Source organism: Alteromonas sp. AWJ4_197 (assembly GCF_056160285.1).
In genome coordinates this window covers 1-21985 of record NZ_JBSWWW010000002.1, presented here as the reverse complement: position 1 = coordinate 21985, position 21985 = coordinate 1, and the positions used below count along the sequence as shown (strand labels likewise).

20 protein-coding genes are annotated in these 21985 nt (G+C 47.5%); 9 read left to right on the top strand and 11 right to left on the bottom strand.

From position 1 onward, the window contains the following. Positions 1–4: 4 nt before the first annotated feature. Positions 5–898 (bottom strand): farnesyl diphosphate synthase, encoded by an 894-nt coding sequence (locus ACXAGC_RS03490; RefSeq protein WP_474842457.1) that lies wholly within the window; start codon positions 896–898, stop codon positions 5–7. A 51-nt stretch (positions 899–949) separates the two neighbouring features. Then, entirely contained in the window at positions 950–1195 is a 246-nt protein-coding gene (gene xseB / locus ACXAGC_RS03485) for an exodeoxyribonuclease VII small subunit (protein WP_119501919.1), read from the bottom strand. A 236-nt stretch (positions 1196–1431) separates the two neighbouring features. Here xseB and pomA point away from each other — a divergent pair, with 236 nt between their 5' ends. Both pomA and ACXAGC_RS03475 read left to right on the top strand, forming a co-directional pair. Beyond that, complete coding sequence (gene pomA, locus ACXAGC_RS03480; protein WP_119501918.1) at positions 1432–2193, top strand: flagellar motor protein PomA; 762 nt, start codon at positions 1432–1434, stop codon at positions 2191–2193. A gap of 6 nt (positions 2194–2199) precedes the next feature. Next, a complete protein-coding gene (locus tag ACXAGC_RS03475) occupies positions 2200–3126 on the top strand; it encodes a flagellar motor protein MotB (RefSeq protein ID WP_474842454.1) in 927 nt (308 codons plus the stop codon). 31 nt (positions 3127–3157) lie between these two features. Here the strand turns inward: ACXAGC_RS03475 and ACXAGC_RS03470 are convergent, their stop codons facing one another. Genes ACXAGC_RS03470 through ACXAGC_RS03450 form a run of 5 tightly spaced genes read right to left on the bottom strand, consistent with a single transcriptional unit; the run spans position 3158 to position 7603 of the window. Then, positions 3158–4417, bottom strand: coding sequence for a class I SAM-dependent methyltransferase (locus ACXAGC_RS03470; RefSeq protein WP_474842452.1), 1260 nt, complete (start codon positions 4415–4417; stop codon positions 3158–3160). Next, complete coding sequence (locus ACXAGC_RS03465; protein ID WP_474842450.1) at positions 4417–5178, bottom strand: DUF1365 domain-containing protein; 762 nt, start codon at positions 5176–5178, stop codon at positions 4417–4419. Before ACXAGC_RS03465 ends, ACXAGC_RS03470 begins: the two co-directional genes overlap by 1 nt. Next, positions 5175–6446, bottom strand: coding sequence for an NAD(P)/FAD-dependent oxidoreductase (locus ACXAGC_RS03460; protein WP_474842448.1), 1272 nt, complete (start codon positions 6444–6446; stop codon positions 5175–5177). The genes ACXAGC_RS03465 and ACXAGC_RS03460 overlap by 4 nt, the downstream gene beginning before the upstream one ends. Before the next feature lie 12 nt (positions 6447–6458). Next, positions 6459–7178 carry an SDR family NAD(P)-dependent oxidoreductase gene (locus tag ACXAGC_RS03455; protein ID WP_474842446.1) on the bottom strand — a complete coding sequence of 240 codons (720 nt, stop codon included), beginning with the start codon at positions 7176–7178 and terminating at the stop codon, positions 6459–6461. Further along, positions 7175–7603, bottom strand: coding sequence for a nuclear transport factor 2 family protein (locus tag ACXAGC_RS03450; RefSeq protein WP_474842444.1), 429 nt, complete (start codon positions 7601–7603; stop codon positions 7175–7177). Before ACXAGC_RS03450 ends, ACXAGC_RS03455 begins: the two co-directional genes overlap by 4 nt. Before the next feature lie 180 nt (positions 7604–7783). On the opposite strand from ACXAGC_RS03450, the gene ACXAGC_RS03445 reads away from it, so the two are divergent. From ACXAGC_RS03445 to ACXAGC_RS03435, 3 genes are all read left to right on the top strand, one after another. Then, positions 7784–8359, top strand: coding sequence for an LON peptidase substrate-binding domain-containing protein (locus tag ACXAGC_RS03445; RefSeq protein WP_474842442.1), 576 nt, complete (start codon positions 7784–7786; stop codon positions 8357–8359). A 112-nt stretch (positions 8360–8471) separates the two neighbouring features. Beyond that, positions 8472–9083: a sigma-70 family RNA polymerase sigma factor gene (locus tag ACXAGC_RS03440; RefSeq protein WP_119501911.1), complete on the top strand. Its 612-nt coding sequence runs from the start codon at positions 8472–8474 to the stop codon at positions 9081–9083. Beyond that, the gene (locus ACXAGC_RS03435; RefSeq protein ID WP_474842440.1) at positions 9076–9786 is read left to right on the top strand and encodes a ChrR family anti-sigma-E factor; all 711 of its coding nucleotides are present in this window, start codon (positions 9076–9078) and stop codon (positions 9784–9786) included. The genes ACXAGC_RS03440 and ACXAGC_RS03435 overlap by 8 nt, the downstream gene beginning before the upstream one ends. A 74-nt stretch (positions 9787–9860) precedes the next feature. On the opposite strand, the gene ACXAGC_RS03430 is transcribed toward ACXAGC_RS03435, so the two are convergent. Next, positions 9861–10628 carry an outer membrane protein assembly factor BamD gene (locus ACXAGC_RS03430; RefSeq protein WP_119501909.1) on the bottom strand — a complete coding sequence of 256 codons (768 nt, stop codon included), beginning with the start codon at positions 10626–10628 and terminating at the stop codon, positions 9861–9863. 169 nt (positions 10629–10797) lie between these two features. Here ACXAGC_RS03430 and rluD point away from each other — a divergent pair, with 169 nt between their 5' ends. The 3 genes from rluD to clpB all read left to right on the top strand — a co-directional run bounded on the left by rluD (position 10798) and on the right by clpB (position 15265). After that, the gene (gene rluD, locus ACXAGC_RS03425) at positions 10798–11781 is read left to right on the top strand and encodes a 23S rRNA pseudouridine(1911/1915/1917) synthase RluD (protein WP_474842437.1); all 984 of its coding nucleotides are present in this window, start codon (positions 10798–10800) and stop codon (positions 11779–11781) included. Then, positions 11782–12525, top strand: coding sequence for a peptidoglycan editing factor PgeF (gene pgeF / locus ACXAGC_RS03420; RefSeq protein ID WP_474842434.1), 744 nt, complete (start codon positions 11782–11784; stop codon positions 12523–12525). It begins immediately after the preceding gene. A gap of 169 nt (positions 12526–12694) precedes the next feature. Then, entirely contained in the window at positions 12695–15265 is a 2571-nt protein-coding gene (clpB, locus tag ACXAGC_RS03415; RefSeq protein WP_119501907.1) for an ATP-dependent chaperone ClpB, read from the top strand. Positions 15266–15361: 96 nt separating this feature from the next. Here clpB and xdp1 (ACXAGC_RS03410) read toward each other — a convergent pair whose 3' ends face one another. The 3 genes from xdp1 (ACXAGC_RS03410) to xdp1 (ACXAGC_RS03400) form a co-directional block, all read right to left on the bottom strand. After that, complete coding sequence (gene xdp1 / locus ACXAGC_RS03410) at positions 15362–16300, bottom strand: exosortase-dependent surface protein XDP1 (RefSeq protein WP_474842432.1); 939 nt, start codon at positions 16298–16300, stop codon at positions 15362–15364. Positions 16301–16614: 314 nt separating this feature from the next. Then, positions 16615–19425: a tetratricopeptide repeat protein gene (locus ACXAGC_RS03405; protein WP_474842430.1), complete on the bottom strand. Its 2811-nt coding sequence runs from the start codon at positions 19423–19425 to the stop codon at positions 16615–16617. Positions 19426–19508: 83 nt separating this feature from the next. Continuing rightward, positions 19509–20411 (bottom strand): exosortase-dependent surface protein XDP1, encoded by a 903-nt coding sequence (xdp1, locus tag ACXAGC_RS03400; protein ID WP_474842428.1) that lies wholly within the window; start codon positions 20409–20411, stop codon positions 19509–19511. 329 nt (positions 20412–20740) lie between these two features. On the opposite strand from xdp1 (ACXAGC_RS03400), the gene pssA reads away from it, so the two are divergent. Continuing rightward, on the top strand, positions 20741–21562 hold the full coding sequence (gene pssA / locus ACXAGC_RS03395; RefSeq protein ID WP_474842426.1) for a CDP-diacylglycerol--serine O-phosphatidyltransferase: 822 nt from the start codon (positions 20741–20743) through the stop codon (positions 21560–21562). Positions 21563–21985 lie beyond the last annotated feature (423 nt).

Here is a 21985-nt window from a genome sequence, read left to right as displayed (position 1 = left end):
TAAATCAGTATGTCCGTTTTACCATCAGGTCCGTAAACTCAGACAGCAATCCGGTATTGTAGGGCAAACTGTCTAAAGCTTGAAGGGCACTGGCATGAAGACGGTTTAATTCAGCCTTCGCCTGTGCCATTCCCAGTAATGCCGGAAACGTATTTTTGCCAAGTTCAATATCGGAACCCTGCGGTTTGCCGGTGATTTCGGCATCACCTTCCACATCCAGAATGTCATCCTGAATTTGAAAGGCCAGTCCCATGTCTCCCGCGTAACCCGTCAGTGCTTCGCGTTGTTCCGGTTTAAGATCACTGCAAAGTACCGTAATCATTTCCGCACAGGCCTGCAGCAATGCGCCGGTTTTCAAGCGATGCAGACGGGTTAGAGACGCAATGTCGATGGTGGAACCGGTAGCTGCAAGGTCTATCGCCTGACCACCGCACATGCCGGCGTAACCAGAGGCTCTGGCAAGAATGCTGACCAGTTTTGCGCGCTGACCATTGGCGTAGTCGCTCATGGGGGCATCAGCAAGAATACTGAACGCCAGGGTTTGCAAGGCATCTCCGGCAAGGATAGCCGTCGCCTCATCAAACTGAATGTGGCAGGTGGGTTTTCCGCGGCGAAGATCGTCATCGTCCATTGCCGGCAGGTCGTCATGGGCCAGAGAATAGGCATGAATGCATTCTATCGCCATGCTCACTGCGGCCTGATCCTGACCGGGAATATCCAGTGTATTACCGATGATATGTACCAGTAACGGACGCATACGCTTGCCACCGGCAAGGAGCGCATATTCCATGGCTGCGCGAAGTTGTGGTGCGTGATCAGGAAGTGCGGCAACGAGGCGCAGCAAGCTTTCGTCAGTGTCGTGCTTAATCTTCTGACGTAAGCTGTCTATATTTGTCATGAATTACCTGTATAACAAGGTGGAGCGGAGCGGTCTCTCCGCCAGATTTTATCAGTCTTCAGAAGGGGTGAAATCAACCAGTGTTTGTTCACCTTGCTCAGCGAGCAATATTTTGACTTTCTGTTCTGCCTGCGCGAGAGCCTGTTGACTCAGACGGGATAATTTTACGCCACGTTCGAATTTTTCTAAAGCTTCATTCAGCGGCAATTCTCCCGATTCCATTTCCGTCACGATGGCTTCAAGTTCTGCCAGTGATGCTTCAAAAGAGGGCGCAGATGGCGTTTTTTCTGTGGTCACGTCGGATACCCGGTGCAGTTTTAATGATAATCGCGCACATTAACCGGGCAGGCACGCGGGGTCAATTGGTTTGTCCTGTTCCTTTATGGTCAAACGGCGGGTATCTCTCTGGTTTTATTGGTGATACCTAATAATCAGCATTCATCTGGTAATCTTGTATTTTGATTATAGAATTCATAATACCGGCCGATAGAGTTAATGGCATCGCGATAAGAGAGTTTTTTGAGGAGCAATAAGTGGATTTAGCAACCGTCATAGGCATGTTAGGTGGTATCGGCTTTATTGTCATGGCCATGATCCTGGGTGGGGATTTGGGCATGTTCGTCGATGTTGCCTCAGTGCTCATTGTATTCTGTGGTTCTATCTTCGTAGTAATGTCTCAGTTTACGCTGGGTCAGTTTTTCGGTGCCGGTAAAGTGGCCGGCAAAGCGTTCATGTTCAAAATCGATCCGCCGGAAGTGCTGATTGAAAAAATCGTTGAAATGGCTGATGCGGCCCGTAAGGGCGGGTTTCTCGCACTGGAAGAAGCCGAAATCGATAATGCCTTTATGCAAAAGGGCGTAGACATGCTGGTAGATGGCCACGACATTGAAGTGGTCAGAGAAACGCTGAAAAAAGATATTCAGATGACCACTGAGCGTCATGAGTTCGGTGGTTCAATTTTTAAAGGTCTGGCCGATGTTGCGCCGGCGATGGGGATGATCGGTACACTGGTTGGTCTGGTTGCCATGTTATCAAATATGGATGATCCTAAATCAATCGGTCCTGCCATGGCGGTAGCACTTTTAACAACACTTTACGGCGCCTTCCTGGCAAACGTTATCTGTTTGCCGATTGCCGCTAAACTGGAAAACCGTAAAGAGGAAGAGAAACTGAATCAGTCTCTGGTCCTGGACGGTATCGTTGGTATTGCTGACGGTCAGAACCCGAAAGTCATTGAGGGAATTTTGAAAAACTACATCGCTGCCGGCAAACGTGGCGGCGGGGACGAGGAGTAATCTGCTATGTCAGATGAATGCCCTAAATGTCCCCCTCCCGGCCTGCCGGCGTGGATGGGGACGTTCGCTGACCTGATGTCACTGTTGATGTGCTTCTTCGTTCTGCTGCTGTCTTTCTCGGAAATGGATGTACTGAAATTTAAGCAGATCGCCGGCTCCATGAAGTTTGCCTTCGGCGTGCAGAATAAAATTGAAGTTAAAGACATTCCCAAAGGAACCAGTGTTATCGCGATGGAGTTTCGCCCGGGCCGTCCGGATCCGACGCCTATTGAAACCATTCAGCAGCAAACCATCGATATGACACAGCCAACGCTGGAGTTTCAGGCAGGGGATGAGGACTCATCCGGTGGCCGGCAAACACAGCGCGGGTCCCAGCGTGGTGGTCAGGCTCAGCAAACTGCATCAGACTCCGCGGCTTCATCGTCACAAAGCTCTGATAAAGAGCAGGACAACGAAATGATGAAGAAGGTGGCTGAACAACTGCAAAAAGAAGTGGCGGACGGCTCTATTGAAATGGAGTCTTTGGGTCAGCAACTGACTATCCGGATCAGAGAAAACGGTTCATTTTCCGCAGGTTCAGCATTTTTGCAGCCTCAGTTTAAGCCCGTGTTGAGAAAAATCGGCACCTTACTGGCAGAAATGCCCGGTGAAATAGAAATTTCAGGACACAGTGACGGCCAGCATATTGCCAATGAGCTGTACCGCTCTAACTGGGATTTGTCTGCACAACGCGCTGTGGCCGTGGCGGAAGAGATCCGCAAAGCGCCGGGATTTGATGAGTCACGCATGTCCGTGACCGGTCTGGCTGACACTAAACCTCTGGTTGAAAACGCAGCCACTGCTGACGACCGTGCCCGCAACCGCCGGGTAGAAATTAACATCAATCAGGGCAAACCGTTATTGTCTGAACCTATTTCGGTACTGGAAGATTAGCAGGGCGGGAGAAGGGCGCAGCGCTTAGGCGCTACGCTCCCCGTTGTATTGTGTCTCTGAAGTGAGGTTTTGACAGGACCAGCTGAACTGTCGAGATTGTCCGTTCCAGAAATCCGCCTTCGCAATATTTAAGATAGTAAGTCCACATGCGCATGAAGCGCTCGTCATAACCATCCTGCATCAACGGCTCTTTGGCATTGATGAAAGCCTTGTACCAGTCATCCAGCGTCCTGGCATAATCCAGCCCGATATCCTGTAAATCTCTTACAGATAAATCACTGAAACGTTTGAGGTAGTCGTTGATAACCAGCTGTGAGGGCAGAAACCCGCCCGGGAAAATATATTTCTGAATAAAATCCACACTCTTGCTGTAACTGTCGTAACGACGGTCATCAATGACAATCGACTGCAATAGCATCAAACCATCGGCTTTCAGTAGTGAGGCACATTTATCAAAAAAGTTGCCCAGGTAACGTTTACCTACAGCTTCAATCATCTCGATGGACACCAGTTTGTCATACTGGCCTTCGAGTGTCCGGTAATCCTGTTTTAGCAGGGTGACTCTGTCACCCAGATTTTCTCTTTTTATCCAGGCCGCAGCATAAGCATGTTGCTCTTCAGAGATGGTTGTGGTGGTGACTTTGCAGCCATAGTGCTTTGCTGCATAAACAGCCAGACCGCCCCAGCCGGTGCCGATTTCCATCAGGTGATCCGATGGTTTCAGCTGTAATTTGTCACAGATTGTTTTTAGTTTGTGAGTCTGGGCATCGCTCAGCGAAGCGTTAGGATCCGGATAAATAGCCGAAGAATACATCATGGTCTTATCAAGGAACCGCGTATATAACTTGTTACCCAGGTCATAATGAGCTTCAATATTTTTCTTCGCCTGACTTTCAGTATTACGGCGTAAAAAATGCTGTACCTTCTGGAGAGGGAGCACCAGCAGACGGAATTTCTCTTCCCATTTGTCCAGTACGGGTAAGTTACGGGCGAACACTCTGATCACTGAGGTCAGGTCCGGGCTGGTCCATAATCCGTCAGTGTAAGTTTCTCCGGATGCCACACTGCCGCCAAACAGCAAATGTCGGTAAGCTTTTACGTTGAGTATGTTTACATCGGCCTTAAGCTCACTTTCCGGATCGCCAAATTGGGCTACGGTAGTGCCATGTTCTTTGATTGTCATGTGACCTTCGGGTAACAGTGACAACACTTTAAAAAATGCACTTCTGCAAGCGCGGTCAATACTGCTGGCTTCCTGCTGAAATATAAAAGTGGATTCGCCGTGTGACATTATCTCGGTTCCTGACTTTTAGGGTGATCGTAAATTGGCGCGCGCTTGATAAATAATTTCAGTGCCTGCCAATAGATACCGGCTACGGTTTTTATTGTCATACTGGGTATACGTCTCAGTGTAGAGCGCAGATTCTCATTATTAAGTGAAATTCTTGTCATGTTCACGCCGGCTACAAAATCCTTTTTCTCCGTGTGACAGGCCAGGGATAAGGAAAAGCGCTCACCCGGCGGCGTTATCTGCCATTTATAGGTCATCTCCAGCGGGTTGAACGGCGACACATGAAATGCTTTTTCCGTATCCTGTTGGCTGGCCATATCGACCAGATAATAATGTCTTTCATTCCAGGGTGTATTACTGACTTCAGCCATCATGTGAGTATAGATGCCTGAGGCAGGGTGCCGTAAAAAATAGAAATTTACCGGACTGAAGTACATGCCAAGGGTGCGCAACTGGCCGAGAAAGTAAACATCACCGTCGAGTTCAGCTCCCTTGTTCAGTAACGTCATTTTAGACTTTACCGCAGTTTCAAGGGGCACACTGGCGTCGCCACAATAATCGGGTCGATAGAAGCGGGTGAAATTTCTCCTGTGTACGGAAAACCACTTAAGTGATTCACCGAGACTGTCTGCTTCCGACAGTTTCAGCCAGAATAAAGCGATATCGTATTCAAACTTGTGTTCCACCGGCCTGAACCGCTGGTGGAACGTTTTGCCCAGGTAGATGCCGCCTTCCGTCTGAGAAACCACTTGCTGACTCACAAAGTTGCCCCGAAGCGTTCGCACACATCCAGAGCGCTTCTGACGCCATCTTCGTGAAATCCGTTGTACCAGTAAGCGCCGCAAAAATGCAGACCTTCTTTCCCGCAGATTTCGCCGCGCCGCTGCTGGGCTGCGACCATGGGCGCACTGTATTGAGGATGGGCGTAATCGTAGCGTCGCAGAATTTTTGCCGGATCAATGGCAGCAGTATTATTGAGCGTGACGCAAAAGGTCACCGGTGCGGTATCGAAACGCTGCAATATGTTCATATTATAGGTAACAGCCGCCGGGGCATGATTTTCTTCAGGTGTTTCTTTCAGTCGGTAGTTCCAGCTTGCCCATGCAAGCTTTCTGTCGGGTAGCTGGGTGGTATCCATGTGCAGCACGACTTCATTTTTAGCATAAGGAATCGCACTGAGAATGGCAGATTGTGAAGGCGTAGGCTCAGCCAGCATGGCCAGCGCCTGATCTGAGTGGCAGGCGAAGATGACCTCATCATATTGCTCAGGTTCCAGACCGCCTGCCGTTACCAGCCAGCCGTTACCGTTTTTTTCTACCCGTGAAACCGGTGTCGACAACTTTATATTGTCTGCAAACCCTTTTGTCAGCTTAGGAATATAGCTGTGAGAGCCGTCAATCAGGGTGTACCACTGGGGGCGGTTAGTGACGTTAAGCAGACCATGGTTGTTGAAGAACTGCAGGAAGAAGGCAAGAGGAAACTGCTTCGTTTGCTCCAGACTGGCAGACCATATTGCCGCACACATTGGCAGAATATAATAATTAGCGAAGTCGTCACTGAGCCCGAGGGACTTAATATAGTCAAAGAGTGTGATGTCGAAATCACTTTGTTGATTTTCCGCAGCGCGTTCTTTGCAGGCTTTGTTGAATGCCAAAATATCCCGTACGATCCGCCAGAACCGTGGTCTGAAGAGATTACGTCTTTGTGCAAACAGAGTATTCAGGTTGTTACCGTTATACTCAAGGCCGGTTTTTTCGCTGCGGACAGAAAAGCTCATCTCAGTGGGCTGCCGCCGGACCCCAAGTTTATCCATTAATTTTATAAAGCGGGGGTAAGTCCAGTCATTGAAAACGATAAAGCCCGTATCCACGGGCCACTGTCTGCCTTTTACGTCTATTAATTTTGTTGCCGTGTGTCCGCCAATATAATCGTTGGCGTCGTACACAGTGATCTGATGTTCTTTGTGCAATAAATATCCGCACGTAAGTCCGGAAATCCCTGTTCCGATAATCGCAATTCGCCGATGCATTATTCTCGTACCTTACTGCTGTTGTCTCATTTTCAGAGACAGCCACCTCTGTATGCCTGCTGGCAGGTTATGCAGCGCGCGCATAATCCAGCCAAACCCTGTAGGGAAGAACAGACTCTTCTTTTGTTTTTCAATGCCGTCGAGCATCGCTTTTGCCGCTTCTTCTGCCGTTATTTTCATAGGCATATCAAAATCATTTTTATCTGTCAGCGGTGTTTCTACAAAGCCCGGAGACACTGACTGAACAATAATGCCTTTTTCCGCCAGATCCACATCCAGACTCTTAGTAAAATAATGCACAGCCGCTTTACTTGCTCCGTAAGCTTCTGTGCGGGTAAACGGAATGAGCCTGGCCATACTGTCTACGATTACCAGCTGATCGCCTTTTTTAAGTTTAGGCAATAATGCGTCGACGCTGTGAATAATCCCGAAAAAGTTGATCTCAAACACCCGTCTGAACATGTCAGGTTCAAATTTATCTACGTCTACATATTCGCAATTGCCGGCATTCAGTACTGCGATATCAAATTGCAGCGGCGCGATGGCGGTGCGGGTAGCATCAAGGTCTGTTAAATCAAATTTTGCGGTGGTGATATTGGATTCAGATGCCAGCTCCGACAGCGCTTCCTCATTTCTGCCACAAGCAATAACATGATATCCCTGACGGGCGGCATGAAGTGTGAAAGCCCTTCCTATGCCCGACGTTGCCCCGGTAACCAACATTGTTTTCATGAAGCCAACCTTGCCTTTATTTTTTTGATAATCCAGCGGAGAAGCGGAATGTGCTCATAAACCATTTCTCCCATGTCGTAGTAATCCCGGTGGTAGAAAATTTTGTCATCACGAACCCTTACAATACTGACACCGTCCAGCGTGATAGTTTTTGCCGGTTGCGCCAGTACTAAATGCATTGTCCAGATAACGGTATATGCGTTGGTGTTATCTTTCTGAGACAGCAGGGTTTCGTGAATATCGAACCGGCATGATTGGGTTTCATTCAGCAACTTTCTGAAATACCCAATCACATTATCCAGCCCGTGATGAGTGGTGATAGGGTCTATAAACTCGATATCAGTTGTATAAATGCTATCAAGGTGGTCAGGGTTGACCTTATGTAATTCGGAATAAAATTCACAAAACCGTTCAATGATGCTCATGATGCAATATTTACTGACTGAGTAATGAAGTATGTAAAATCGTCCTGAATGTATACCAATTTTACTTACACGCGGATCAGAATCAGGCCGGCAGACGAATTATTAAAGCGTGTAAATACTCCGATCCAAATTTATTTTTCGCCGTAGTTAAGCTCAGTGAATAATGAAAATACTGTGTTTATGACGGCTCAAAATCTCCCTTTATTTCCCTTGTCAGCACACCTTCTTCCCGGTGGCCGGATGGCACTCAGAATCTTTGAACCACGCTACGTGCGCATGGTTAAAGAGGTATGTGCCGGTAAAGGTCAACTGGTGGTTTGTATGCTCAACACACAGGGTGAAAAGGAAGCCAACACACACTTCTATCCTGTGGGCACTGCAGCGACTGTTATCGACTTCGATATGCTCGATGACGGGTTGCTTGGCATAAAGGTTGCTGGTGTTAACTGTGTAGAGATAAGTAATGTGAAGACTGAGCCCGACGGGCTGCGTACAGGACACTGTCAGCCACTACCAGACTGGCACTGTGATATTACTTCTCAACAAATTTCACCTATAGACGAACGTTTGCAGGAGATTTTTGAGCGCTACGCTGAGGTAGGCCAGTTATATGATGTTCCGGAGTTCCGGAATCCCATTTGGGTAATGTACCGCTGGCTCGAATTATTGCCCGTAGACGCTAAACAGAAACAGTATTTTCTTGCTCAACGCGATTGCCATAAGTTACTGGATTACTTAAAGGCACTTGTGCAGTAAATCACCGTGTAAACTTTACATGGTTGGGGCATGAAACCATTACAATTCTGTAATCTGCTTGAAACACCCGTCTGTAGCAACTATTAACTTGATAGGATATGGACAAATACTTATGTTAGTTGGAATCCCAGTGGAACAAAGTAACAGTGTAATTAAGCCGAAAGATTGTGCGGCAGAAATGTCAGACTATATTGTTAAAGTTGCCGAACAGCGCTGCAAAGCATCGTTTGCAAGGGTGTTTGGATATTTTGCTCCGCGTTTACGTTCTTATGCGTTAAAGCAGATGGGTAATGAAGCTTTAGCCATGGAAATGGTCCAGGATACCATGTCCAACGTATGGCAAAAGGCACATCTGTTTAATGCAGAGAAGGGAAGTCCTTCAACCTGGATTTTTACGATTGCCCGTAACATCCGTTTTGACATGTTACGGAAATTACAGAACAGAAAAGAAGATGTGTGTTCTGACGACTTGTGGCCGGTTCTTTGTGAGCAGACACCAGACGTGAATGAACAGTCGCTGGACGAACAGATTACCCTTGAACAAATCGGGTATATGTTTGAAGAGTTACCGAAGAAACAAAAATCTGTTATTGAAGCCATCTATATTGATGGTAAATCTCAACAGGAAGTTGCAGATGAACTGCATATTCCGTTGGGTACTGTTAAATCCCGTACCCGACTTGCACTGCAACGCCTGAAAGGCATGCTACAGGATCATGATTAATCACCATCCGGAACAAAACCAGCTTTCACAATTTGTTCAAGGTAGTTTATCCCCCGCCGAGTCATTCATTGTCTCGGCGCATTGCGATCTGTGTCTCAGATGTAGAAAAATAGTGTCAGAAGAAACTTCACGGTTCGCTGCAGAGGTATTTGATTTTTCATCACTGTCTCAAGACGAGCAACTGGAAAGTTACAGCGCCATGCTTGCTGACATTACCCAACTCCCTGCTAAGGCAAAGCCGGCAACAAAGGCCGCCTCTGTAAGCTCTATCACTGCGAAACGCGGACGTGGAGAGAAAACCATTGAACTGGATGGTCAGACTTTCGAACTCCCGCCGACGTTACAGCGTGTTATCCACAAAACGGGTTCATGGTCAGGGCTTGTTGGTAAATTGTGGCAGGCTCCGGTCGATCTCGGATATACCGGTGTCGCCAACTTTATTTACATGGGGCGGGGAGGCAGTGTACCAGAGCATACACACCGCGGTGTCGAGTATACGCTGGTACTTGACGGTGAATTTCATGACGGCAAGCACCATTACCGTACCGGAGACTTTGTGGTGATGGATGGCAAGGATACCCATGCGCCTTATTCGGATCACATCAGTGGCTGTCTGGTATTTACCTTACTGGATGAACCGCTGCATTTCACATCAGGTATCGCCAGACTGTTGAATCCGTTTAGTCATCTTTTCTTTAGATAAGCCTTCCTCGCGGCTCTGTGAGCATGCTTAAGACACAAAAAAAGCGCCGTAGCGCTTTTTCGTTTATCATCTGATTAACTGATGAAATCACTGTCCGGAAAATTCAGACGCAGTGTTTTCATAGCATTTTCTTTCAGCTCAGTCAGACCTAACTGGTCATAGCTTGATACCATGATTTCCAGCGCTTCCTGCACCTGATCTGTATTGGAGTAGTTTTCCAGTACGTAGCGTCCGCGATTTGCCGCCGCGACAAAAGCTTCCCGGCGCATATAGAATCGGGCGATGGCAATTTCATACTTCGCCAGCCTTTCTTTGATAAACACCATGCGCTTTTTAGCATCAGCAGCATATTTACTGTCAGGGTATTGCTGGATCAGACGTCTGAAATCTGTGAAAGCTTCCCGCGATTTACTGGGATCACGGTCTGAGCGGTCAATCTGCATCAATTGCTGAAACATGTTTGCGTCGGCTTCCATGTTGGTCAGTCCGCGCATGTAGAACGCATAATCCACGTCAGAGTGGTTCGGGTTCAAACGGATGAAGCGGTCAATGGTCGCCAGCGTTTCATCAATTTTACCTGACTTGTAGTAGCTGTAGATCAGGTCAAGTTGAACCTGATTAGACAACGGACCAAACGGGTAGCGTGAATCCAGTTCACTGAGTGCGGTAGACGCAGCACCGAAATTTCCGTTCTGCATATTACGTTTGGCATTATCATACATTTGCTGGGAACCCATGTTCGCCAGCGCCGCGCGTTGTTCTGAATCGTCAGACGAGCTGCAGCCCGTTACGCTAATCATGACACCAACAACAAGGGGCATCACTAATCGAATTGATTTCATATCTGTTGTCTATTCCTGCTTAACCGACTGATACGTTTAACTGCATTTTCATTATAGCGGCATTCTAGCGCACTCAAACACGCAAACTCCACATAAAAACCGGAAACTTTCCGTTTAACTAACGTAAAGATTGGTATAATGCGCTTTTTTGTAACAGCGAAAGAGTTATATGACCCAGCCTGTAAACACCGTCAAGCTTGAGGCAAACACCGGGCCACACCATTTTGGTCAGAGGTTAGATCAGGTTTTGGCTGATTTGTTCCCTGAATATTCCCGTTCAAAGTTAAAAAATTGGATTCTGGAAGGGAATGTCACTGTGGATGGCGATGTTTTGACCACTCCCCGGCAAAAAATGCTGGGTGATGAATATGTACAGGTCACGGCTGAAATGGAAGTGCAGACCGCCAGCCTGCCACAGAAAATCGACCTGAACATTGTCTACGAAGATGATTCGATCTTAATTCTTAATAAGCCTGCTGATCTGGTGGTTCACCCCGGGGCAGGTAATCAGGACGGCACTTTGCTGAATGCCTTGTTGGCGCATGTGCCTGGTATCGATGTTGTTCCCCGTGCGGGCATTGTGCATCGTTTGGATAAAGATACCACCGGATTAATGGTGGTGGCGAAGACCGTACCGGCGCAAACGCATTTGGTTAATCAACTTCAGGACCGGGTGATGAGCAGGGAGTATGAAGCACTGGCATACGGCACTATGGTTGCCGGTGGTATCGTCGATGCGCCTATCGGCCGTCATGCAACTAAGCGTACACTCATGGCCGTTCGCGAAACCGGTAAGCCGGCAGTTACTCACTATCGGGTTATCGAAAAGTTCCGCGCACATACGCACCTGCGCCTGAAACTGGAAACTGGCCGTACACACCAGATCCGCGTGCACATGGCACACCTCAAGCACCCGCTGGTGGGTGATACTGCCTATGGCGGCAGAACCCGTTTGCCAAAAGGCGCTACGGAGGAGTGTGTTGAGGCATTACGTGCTTTCCCCCGCCAGGCCTTGCATGCTGCGCAATTGTCTCTGTTCCACCCTGAAACCGATGAATGGATGACCTGGCAGGCGCCGCTTCCTGATGACATGGTTCAGCTGATTGCCACTGTGCGTGAAGACACCAAAATCAAAGGTATGGATGACGTATAAGTGATACCCCTGATCCAACCGGCATGGCCTGTTCCGGACAATGTGTTTGCTTATACCAGTTGCCGCAACGGCGGACTCAGCAGCGGGAACTACGCCAGTTTAAACACCGGTGCCCACGTGGGTGACGATCTGCAATTAGTGGCCGGTAACCGTGCGTTATTGCCCGGCCATGCCTCCATTGTCTGGTTGGATCAGGTGCATGGAGAACACTGCGTTACTTTCGGTGCAGACGTGACCGGCCCTTTACCGGCGTCGCCTTTACAGGCCGATGCTTGTATCAGCAGGACCCCGGCACGCACCTGTGCCATTATGACAGCAGACTGCGTGCCGGTTCTTCTGTGTAATCTTGCCGGTACGGAAGTGGCTGCAATTCACGCAGGCTGGCAGGGACTGGAAAAGGAGATTATCGGACACACCGTCAGCGCGATGAAATCATCTGCGGATAATCTAATGGCCTGGATCGGACCGGCTATCAGTCAACCTTGCTATGAAGTTCCCCGTTCTCTGGCCGGGCGTTTTGCCCGTTACCCTGAAGCGATTGGGAAAATAGACGGCAGCGATAAATGTTTGCTTGATTTGCCACTGATTGCACTTAAACAATTGAACGATGCCGGCATAAAAAACGTGACGCAATCGGGTCTCTGTACCTATTCCGATCCCCGCCAATTTTATTCACACCGTCGGGCAACGCATGAAGGCAGGGGGCAAACCGGCCGCATCGTGTCTGTCATAGGTTTGCGTTAAGCCTTTTCAATCAGTCACCCGGTATCATTTGTTTTGTGAGCCGGGCAGATCCCAACATTGATGTTAATCAACAAATTAACCTGGTCTTGAGTTATTTTTTAATCAGATAACTTGAATCACAGCAGATTAATACCCATAAAATTAGCAACGTTATTGCAGGGGATTTTTCATGCGATTAGATAGATTTACCAGTAAATTTCAATTAGCGATTTCCGACGCACAGTCTCTGGCACTGGGTCGGGATCATCAGTTTATTGAGCCCGTGCACCTGATGACAGCCATGCTGAATCAACAGGGCGGCTCTGTACGTCCGTTACTCGATCAAGCCCACGTAAATGTGAATGCATTACGCTCTTCTCTGGCTGAAGCGATCGAGCGGCTTCCACGGGTTGACGGCATCGGTGGCGATGTACAGTTAAGCAAGGACAGCGGAATTTTGCTGAACCTGTGCGACAAGATTGCCCAGCAGCGCAAAGATGAATACATCACATCTGAAATTTTTGTGCTGGCAGCGCTTCAGGACAAAGGCAAATTAGGTGATTTGCTGAAAAGCCTGAATGTGACAAAGGATCAAATCGAAACGGCCATTGATAAAATGCGTGGCGGTCAGAAAGTCACAGATCCTAACGCTGAAGATGTGCGTCAGGCGCTGGAAAAATACACCACTGATCTCACCGAACGGGCAGAACAGGGCAAGCTGGACCCGGTGATAGGCCGTGATGATGAAATCCGCCGCACCGTGCAGGTATTGCAACGCCGGACTAAGAATAACCCGGTGTTAATTGGTGAACCCGGTGTAGGTAAAACCGCCATTGTTGAAGGACTTGCCCAGCGTATTATTAATGGTGAAGTACCGGAAGGGCTGAAGGATAAGCGGGTACTGTCCCTCGACATGGGCGCGTTAGTGGCCGGTGCGAAGTACCGTGGTGAATTTGAAGAACGGCTGAAAGCGGTACTCAATGAACTGGCCAAAGAAGAAGGCCGTGTCATTCTGTTCATTGATGAGCTTCATACCATGGTCGGCGCCGGGAAAGGCGACGGCGCGATGGATGCCGGTAATATGCTTAAGCCAGCGCTCGCTCGCGGTGAACTGCATTGTGTGGGCGCAACCACGCTGGACGAATACCGTCAGTATATCGAGAAAGACGCTGCTCTTGAACGTCGCTTCCAGAAAGTGCTGGTGGATGAGCCGAGTGTGGAAGATACCATCGCCATTTTACGTGGTTTGAAAGAACGTTATGAGCTTCACCACTCGGTAGATATCACCGACCCGGCCATTGTCGCGGCGGCTACATTGTCACACCGTTATATCAGTGACCGTCAGTTGCCTGATAAAGCTATCGATCTTATTGATGAAGCGGCTTCCAGCATTCGTCTGCAAATTGATTCCAAGCCTGAAGATATGGATAGGCTTGAGCGCCGCATCATCCAGTTAAAACTGGAAGAGCAGGCACTGGCAAAAGAAACAGACGATGCCAGCCACAAGCGCCTGGAAATGATCGAGCTGGAGCGTGAACAGGCTGAAAACAAATTGTCCGGTCTGGATAAAATATGGCGCGAAGAAAAGGATGCGATGCAGGGCACGCAAACCATCAAGTCTGAACTGGAGCAGGCGAAACTCGATTTGGAAATCGCCCGCCGGGCGTCAGATCTGAATCGTATGTCAGAGCTGCAGTACGGTCGTATTCCTGAGCTGGAAATGAAGCTGGAAAAAGCGGCGGAGAACGAAACAAAAGAAACCTTCTTATTGAAAAACAAGGTTACCGACGCTGAAATTGCAGATGTGCTGTCCCGCTGGACAGGTATTCCCGTATCCAAAATGCTTGAGGGTGAACGGGAAAAACTACTCAGAATGGAAGATGTACTTCATAAGCGGGTAGTGGGGCAGGCGGAAGCGGTAAATGCTGTGTCCAACGCTATCAGACGCTCACGGGCTGGCCTGGCAGATCCAAACCGACCCATTGGTTCGTTCCTGTTTTTGGGGCCTACCGGGGTAGGGAAAACCGAACTGTCGAAGGCACTGGCCGGTTTCCTGTTTGACACGGAAGATGCACTGGTACGTATCGACATGTCTGAGTTCATGGAGAAGCATTCGGTATCCCGTTTAGTGGGGGCGCCTCCGGGCTATGTTGGCTACGAAGAAGGGGGTTATCTCACTGAAGCTGTGCGGCGTAAACCGTATTCCGTGATCCTGCTGGATGAAGTCGAAAAGGCCCATCCTGATGTGTTTAATATTTTGTTGCAGGTGTTAGACGATGGTCGTCTGACAGACGGGCAGGGGCGTACGGTAGATTTCAAAAATACCGTTGTGATCATGACATCAAACCTGGGTTCTGACGTGATTCAGGACACCCACGACGACAGTCAGTACGATGAAATGAAGCAACGTGTGATGGGCGTGGTCGGACAGCACTTCAGGCCCGAGTTTATTAACCGTGTGGATGATCTGGTGGTATTCCATCCGCTGGGTAAAGAGCAAATTAAATCCATTGCTAAAATACAGCTGGCATCATTACGTCAGCGTTTATCTGAAAAAGGTTACAAACTGGAGTTGTCCGGTGCGGCCATGGATAAGCTGGCGGACGCAGGTTTTGATCCGGTGTTCGGTGCCCGTCCACTGAAGCGGGCTATTCAGACACAAATCGAAAACCCGCTGGCACAGCAGCTGTTATCCGGTGTGTTGTTACCTGAATCAACAATTCGTATTGATGTGAAGGACGATCACCTTATCGTGATGTAAGCCATTCCGTCTCTGGTTTGGAAATAAGATGTCCGGAAAAATGAAAGACCCCTCTGCCTGGCAGAGGGGTCTTTTTTATTCATTAATGATCTGAGTTCATTGAGTCACTGAAGACTTTTGTTGTTTGCGTCTCCAGAATGCCAGTGAGCCACCCATCAGGAACAGCGCCAGAGTACCGGGTTCAGGTACATCGGTTTGTGGCATTTCTTTTTTGGAAAAACCGATAGAAGCCAGTTTAAAGGCATCGTCATACAAGGTTCCGCCAATATCTCCGAACACCAGATTATACGCTCCAATCAGCCAGTATTGGGAATAGGTTGTATCCATATCCACCATCGCCAGATTGGTGTCTTCGCAATTAAGTACGTCATACGAACCCACTGCCAGCGCCTCTCCGGCTATATCTGCCCAGGTGTTTGCACCGGATGTCAGCATAGAGGTGTCGTTCAGAGCTGCTACAGATACCTGTGTATCACCGCTGTTCCAGAGCCAGCTGAACGTTGCTCCGGTTACATTAACCTCTTCATCAAAGGAGATAAGGTAAAAATCGTAATCGGTTTCAATTATGTGATAACCGCTGGCATACCAGTCCAGATTAATATTGTCTGCGGCATGCTGGGGGACACCATATTCGCCACTGCGGGTGTCACTGGTAAACGGCGTGTTAGTCACATCTTTATTGATGATACCGTAACCCTCGCCATAATTAATCAGGCTGGCTGTTTCTACAATGTCGTCGCTCAGGTAGTGCTTGCCGTTGGACTGGTTGTAGGTGTAATCGTAATTACGGGAAGAAAAGCCCCGGCCTCCCGTATCCGAATACGCTGTTGTACTGATTGTCACGCCATCGACAACGGCGCTGCTGATACCATCGTTGGCAATCATGTAACGCAAATCTTCAGCAAAGTAGTCACTGGCTGAGCAGCCGGTGTGACTATCGCCACACTTACTGCTCCAACTGGTAGCCTGTGCAGGTACGATGAATATCCCTGACGCAACCAGTGTGGTGACACTCATAATTTTATTAAACTTCATAAATAAAACCTTACGTGGGGACAATGAATCACTGTCTTCACTTTGAGTACAATTAACCGTTTATCTTCCTGCTCTTACACCCGGAGGGTTGCGACAGAAATCTCTTACGTGACGCCTGGAGGCACCCGTATGCTGAACGGAATACAGGCTTGTATTGTAGTTTGGGCGGGCCCTTTATGAAGTATGCGTCTTTATACAAAGGGGACAGGATGAATACAGAGCGCGGGTGTGCTGTGCAGGATAAAAGAACAAAAAAGCCGCACGGAAAACGGGGTTCAGTGCGGCCTGATTATTTCAGAGTCAGGTGCGGTGTGTCATATACCGTTAAGTAGTCTGACTGCCAGCGTCTTGCCGTTGTATTCCACTTCAGAGTTGGCAGCCAGTTCAAGGTGTTCCTGCGCTTCAGCTTCGCGTCCCATCTTCACCAGCGTGTACCCGAGGTGGAAGCGGAGTTTCGGGTTAGTCGCCTGACGACTGAACGCCCGTCTCAACATTTCCAGGCTTTCAGCATATTTTCCTTCGTTCGCCAGTACCCAGCCATAAGTATCCAGTATTTCCGGATCGCTGGCATTCAACTGAAATGCCTCTTTAATCCACTGACTGGCCTGAATGGTATTTGTCTGAGCTGACATTTCTGCCAGACGGTTCAATACTTTCGGTTTGTTCAATACATTGGGTAATTTAGCCAGCTCGATATATACAGGTATCGACTTCTCAAATTCCCCGGCATTATAGAAATACTGTGCAAGTAAATTAGCCGGTAACAGGTATTCAGGCTGTTCTTTCATTAATTTTCTGGCAATCGATACAAAACCGTCAGGGTTGTTGCCCCGTTCAGCCATTTTATAAGCCGCCAGAAGAGGTTGAGCATAAATAGGTGCGATAGTCAGTGAGCGGCCATATGCCTGAGCAGCTTTATCAAAACTGTTGCGACTTTCTGCCAGCAGGCCGGCCACATACCAGAAGTCTGCGTTGTTCTGGTTTTTCTCGATACGTGAAGCAATAGTGTTCGCCGCGTCAGATACTTTACCCATTGCGATCTGCAGTTTAGCCGTATGCAGGGCAAGATCATTATCGTAAGGAGAGATTTCTCTGGCAGTTGTGAATGCAGCCAAGGCTTCATCAGGACGCCCAAGCTTGATCAGAATATTGCCGTAACGCTCCAGATATTTTGAATTAGTCTGGATAACGTCCCTGGCAAGCACAATGGCCTGTTCGGCTTCGTCAGCTCTGTCCATACCGATCAGAATGTCGGCTTTCTGCAGCAAGTATGCAGGATTGTCAAAATCCTCTTTAAGGAGTTTGTCTAACTGATAAAGTGCACCACTCATATCGCCTTTAGCTGCGGCAACCTGAACCAGTTTTACCCGCGCTTCCTGATTGTTAGGATGCAAGGTTAGCACATCTTTGTATATCAGTACCGCATTATCAATATCTTTAAGTCTTAGCAGGTTTTGTGCTTTCAACAGTTGCGAAGGAACATGACGGGGAACTTGAGCCAGTAACGCATCGAGGAGTTCCAGCGATGCAGGCAGGTTACCCGTCTTAGCATCCAGAGCTGCAAGGTTGAATCTGGCTGAAAAACTGCTCTCATTGATACTCAGGGCTTTATCCAGCAAGTTACGGGCTTTGGCAAATTCTTCCTGTTGTATAAATAAAGTAGCTTTTAGATTATAAACATCGGCTTTGTCAGGAAAAATGTCGATGAGCGCATCTACCGCTTTATGAGCATCATCATACATGCCGAATCGCATTTTCATAGATGCGTAGGTAAACAGGAAGGTCGGATTAAGTTGCTGAGCAGGATAATTTTTATTTAGCAGCGCCAGCGCCTGTTCTTCCATTCCCCGCACTGTCATCAACTTAATTTTAAATAGTTGCAATTGCAGGGTATTTGGAAATTCTTCTTCCAATGCGCGAACAAGACTGTCTGCCCGGAAGCTTTTGTTCTGATCTATCAGCAAATCACCCAGCAAAAGGGCTGCGTTTAAATCCTGCATCAACAATGACTGCTTTTTCTCCAGCAGTGTTAACGCCAGTTTAGGGCGCTGGGTAGAAATATATGCTTTGGCCAGTAATTTTATTGCCTGTAAGTCATCAGGCACCTTACCCAGGTAACGTTCGAAATCGCCAACCGCTTTTTCGATGTTGCCATTAAAATAGGCAGTGAGGCCGCTGATATAAATAAGCAGCGGTTGAGATTCAACTACGTCCGGCGACAATTCGGAAAGTGTATTACTCAGTTTCTGAATTTCAGTACTGTTTGATGTGACCGTCTGTTCCTGTGTCATCAACCAGTTGTTAAGCAGAATAGCCAGTGGATCGTCCGGAGTACGGGACATTATTTCATCCACATATGCACGGGCACTTTCAAAGTCATCTCTGGCAATGTAGATATTAACCAGATTACGCAGAGCAATAGGATCGTCTGAATTTATTTCAAGTGCACGTTTAAAGTCTTTGATAGCGGTATCAACGTCGCCCTGACGGTAGCTGAGCTGACCTGTCAGGCGCCACAGAATGGCACTGTTATCATCAATTTCGCGGGATTGTGCGAGAAAGTCTTCAGCGGTATCTGTATCACCGGCCCGCATTGCAATTGCAGCAAGTCCGTTCAGCGCATTGTCCTTATTATATGGCATGGCAAGCATGTCCTGATAAGCTTGTTCAGCACAGACATCATCGTCAAGTTTGGTACAGGCTGTTGCCCGGATCTGTAGCCAGCTTGATTTTTGTTTAGAGCCCAGACGCTTGTACTCCTGAAAATCAAGAATGTCGCGGAAGCGGTTCATAAACAACCAGGCTGTTCCCAGCGGTTCTGCAACCAGATTCAGGTCAGCGCCCATGTCGATGGCTTCCTGAAACTCCAGTTCAGCAGCACGCACATAACCGTTTTGCAGAAGCAGGCGACCCATTAATATCTTGGCAGTCAGGTTATCAGGATCTTTTTGCAGACTATTTTTCAGGTGAACAAACGATTCTTCATATCGTTTTGCATTGTAGGCTTCCAGTGCCTGTTCATAATCTTCAAAGGTTGTAGCATGGGCTGATCCAATAAGGCTCAGTCCGGCCAGACCGAAAAGCGCGCTGCGCACGCGTGAAGCTAACATCCGTTGATTTTTCATAATTCACCTGAATTTGCCGAACAAAAAAGGTGGCATTAAGCCACCTTTTACGGGTAATGCCTGTTAAGGCTTAATCAAATTGATTAAGCATTACGTTTTCTGCGCCACATTGCCAGGGCACCGCCCATGAACAACATCGCGAATGTACCGGGTTCAGTTACCTGCGTTGTTGGTGGCTCTTCACCAGGCTTTTTATTAAAGCCTACGCTGGCTAACTTGAAACCGTCATCGTACATACTATGCCCGATATCGCCGAAGACTGTGTTATACGCTCCGATAATCCAGTATTGAGAATAAACATTATCCAGACCGCTGATTTCTGCTAAATCAGTATCGTCACAGTTAAGAACATCAAACGAACCTACTGCCAGCGCATCACCTGCAATCTCGCCCCATGTATTCACGCCTGAAGTAAGCATAGATGTGTCGCTCAATGCTGCAACAGAAACCTGTGTCTCAGTTTCTTTCCATAGCCAGCTAAATGTTGCGCCAGTTACGTTTACGTCCTCGTCGAAAGAAATAAGCACATAGTCAAAGTCAGTATCAATTACGTATTGGTAATTTGACCAACCTTCTTCTTTCTCGTTGTCAATTGAATGGTCCGGCGAATATTTCGCCTTTTCATCTTCGTTAACGATCCCGTATCCATTACCGTATTGTTTAAGGCTGGCTTCTTCGACGTTTACGTCGGAGACAATGTCATAGTAACCATATTTCGTACCTACCTTCTCCATACCTTTGGTATCAGAATAAGCAGAAGCGTTGATAGTTACACCATCAACTACTGCATTGCTGATACCATCGCTGGCCAGGCTGTACATTAAGTCATCTGCGAAATAGTCAGCTGCATTACAGCCATCACCTGTGTTGCCACCATTGCCACAACCACTGTGCCAACCACCAGAATAGTTAGTTGCCATAGCAGGTGCAGTAATAGCGCTTGCAAGGACGAGTGTCGTCACTGACGCGATCTTACTTATCTTCATATTAAAAACCCCTTTTATACCTCGATTTCATACCTCAATCCGATCTAAGCACTTACCGTGCCACTTGTTATTGTGTTGATTTTTATAGGGAAAATTTAGGTTGGATTTAGGTTTAAAAATTCCTACGTAAAAAATACTGACATGATACAAAAGTAGTTAAAGTTGATTTATTTATTATAATTCAATGTGTTAATGAAAGATCTCGTGAATTAAATTGAGGTATGTCAGCCCATACTAAGTAATAGGCATTCTCTGGTATATTTGAACCGTGCGTAGTGCGGGTATGTATGAAATAATGGATTGGTCAGTATTAATTAACTTGAGGTTTTATGACGGACACAAAAAGGAAAGGCATCTACCTGTTGCCTAATTTACTTACCACCGCAGGGTTGTTCTCGGGTTTTTATGCCGTAGTCGCGTCTATGAACGGCAGTTTCGAAGCTGCTGCGGTTGCCGTTTTCGTTGCAATGATATTTGATGGGCTCGATGGAAGGGCTGCCAGGATCACCAACACCCAAAGTGCGTTTGGTGCTGAATACGACTCTATGGCCGACATGGTGTCCTTTGGGGTTGCTCCGGCGCTGGTTGCTTACAACTGGGGTTTAAGTGAATTAGGTAAGCTGGGATGGCTCGCCGCCTTTATATATGTAGCTGGTGCAGCGTTACGTCTGGCGCGGTTCAATACGCAGGTGGGTATTGCTGACAAACGATTCTTTCAGGGGTTGGCAAGCCCGGCTGCTGCAGCCGTTGTATCCGGGTTGGTCTGGGTAGGCGTTGAATATGATGTGAATGGCAACGATTACGGTTTTGTTGTAGCACTGATAACCGGTGCGGCCGGCTTACTCATGGTGAGTAACTTCAAATATAACTCCTTTAAAGAAGTAAACTGGAACGGCAAAGTTCCTTTTGTTGCGCTTCTTATTATTATGCTTGTGTTTGTAATTGTGGCGACAGAGCCTGCATTAGTGCTTTTCCTTGTCTTTGCCCTTTATGCACTTGCCGGACCCATTAATACATTCCGTACGGTTGATAAGGTAACGCTTCAGGATGTAGTGGGGGACCATGAAGAGAAGGACGCCGATTTTTCTGTTGATGATGATAAGGCAGATGAAAAAACTATTGATAATGATGAACCAGAGCATAAGTCATAGCACCGGTTACCTGAAATAATCTAGAAAAGAGATATCAGAACAGACGAAATTAAGACGTTTTGTTTATTTAATTATCAATGTGTTTAAAAAGCGACCGCTCAGGTCGCTTTTTTACTTTTTACGGTAATTAAGGGTTGACGGGAAGGTTCATGTGAGTAGAATGCGCGTCCTCGGTTCAGGGAGCTGACACAAAGCACCGGAAACGAGTTTTTGGAAAGCGTTTTGAGAAGAAAAAACTTCAAAAAAATGATTGACAAAAAAATGATGCAGAGTAACATACGCATCCCGCTTGAGACGGCTAACAGCAAGGCTTAAGCAATTGTTCTTTAAAAATTTATAACAAGACAATCTGTGTGGGCACTCGTTAAGAGTGTCAACCGACGATTCATAAAAGTTTTTCGATATATTTAATTGAAGAGTTTG

Coding starts and splice junctions, on each gene's coding strand:
- ACXAGC_RS03490 (WP_474842457.1), bottom strand. CDS start 898: ATGACAAATATAGACAGCTTACGTCAGAAGATTAAGCACGACACTGAC.
- ACXAGC_RS03475 (WP_474842454.1), top strand. CDS start 2,200: ATGTCAGATGAATGCCCTAAATGTCCCCCTCCCGGCCTGCCGGCGTGG.
- ACXAGC_RS03470 (WP_474842452.1), bottom strand. CDS start 4,417: ATGTCACACGGCGAATCCACTTTTATATTTCAGCAGGAAGCCAGCAGT.
- ACXAGC_RS03460 (WP_474842448.1), bottom strand. CDS start 6,446: ATGCATCGGCGAATTGCGATTATCGGAACAGGGATTTCCGGACTTACG.
- ACXAGC_RS03455 (WP_474842446.1), bottom strand. CDS start 7,178: ATGAAAACAATGTTGGTTACCGGGGCAACGTCGGGCATAGGAAGGGCT.
- ACXAGC_RS03450 (WP_474842444.1), bottom strand. CDS start 7,603: ATGAGCATCATTGAACGGTTTTGTGAATTTTATTCCGAATTACATAAG.
- ACXAGC_RS03445 (WP_474842442.1), top strand. CDS start 7,784: ATGACGGCTCAAAATCTCCCTTTATTTCCCTTGTCAGCACACCTTCTT.
- ACXAGC_RS03440 (WP_119501911.1), top strand. CDS start 8,472: ATGTTAGTTGGAATCCCAGTGGAACAAAGTAACAGTGTAATTAAGCCG.
- ACXAGC_RS03435 (WP_474842440.1), top strand. CDS start 9,076: ATGATTAATCACCATCCGGAACAAAACCAGCTTTCACAATTTGTTCAA.
- ACXAGC_RS03430 (WP_119501909.1), bottom strand. CDS start 10,628: ATGAAATCAATTCGATTAGTGATGCCCCTTGTTGTTGGTGTCATGATT.
- rluD (WP_474842437.1), top strand. CDS start 10,798: ATGACCCAGCCTGTAAACACCGTCAAGCTTGAGGCAAACACCGGGCCA.
- clpB (WP_119501907.1), top strand. CDS start 12,695: ATGCGATTAGATAGATTTACCAGTAAATTTCAATTAGCGATTTCCGAC.
- xdp1 (WP_474842432.1), bottom strand. CDS start 16,300: ATGAAGTTTAATAAAATTATGAGTGTCACCACACTGGTTGCGTCAGGG.
- ACXAGC_RS03405 (WP_474842430.1), bottom strand. CDS start 19,425: ATGAAAAATCAACGGATGTTAGCTTCACGCGTGCGCAGCGCGCTTTTC.
- xdp1 (WP_474842428.1), bottom strand. CDS start 20,411: ATGAAGATAAGTAAGATCGCGTCAGTGACGACACTCGTCCTTGCAAGC.
- pssA (WP_474842426.1), top strand. CDS start 20,741: ATGACGGACACAAAAAGGAAAGGCATCTACCTGTTGCCTAATTTACTT.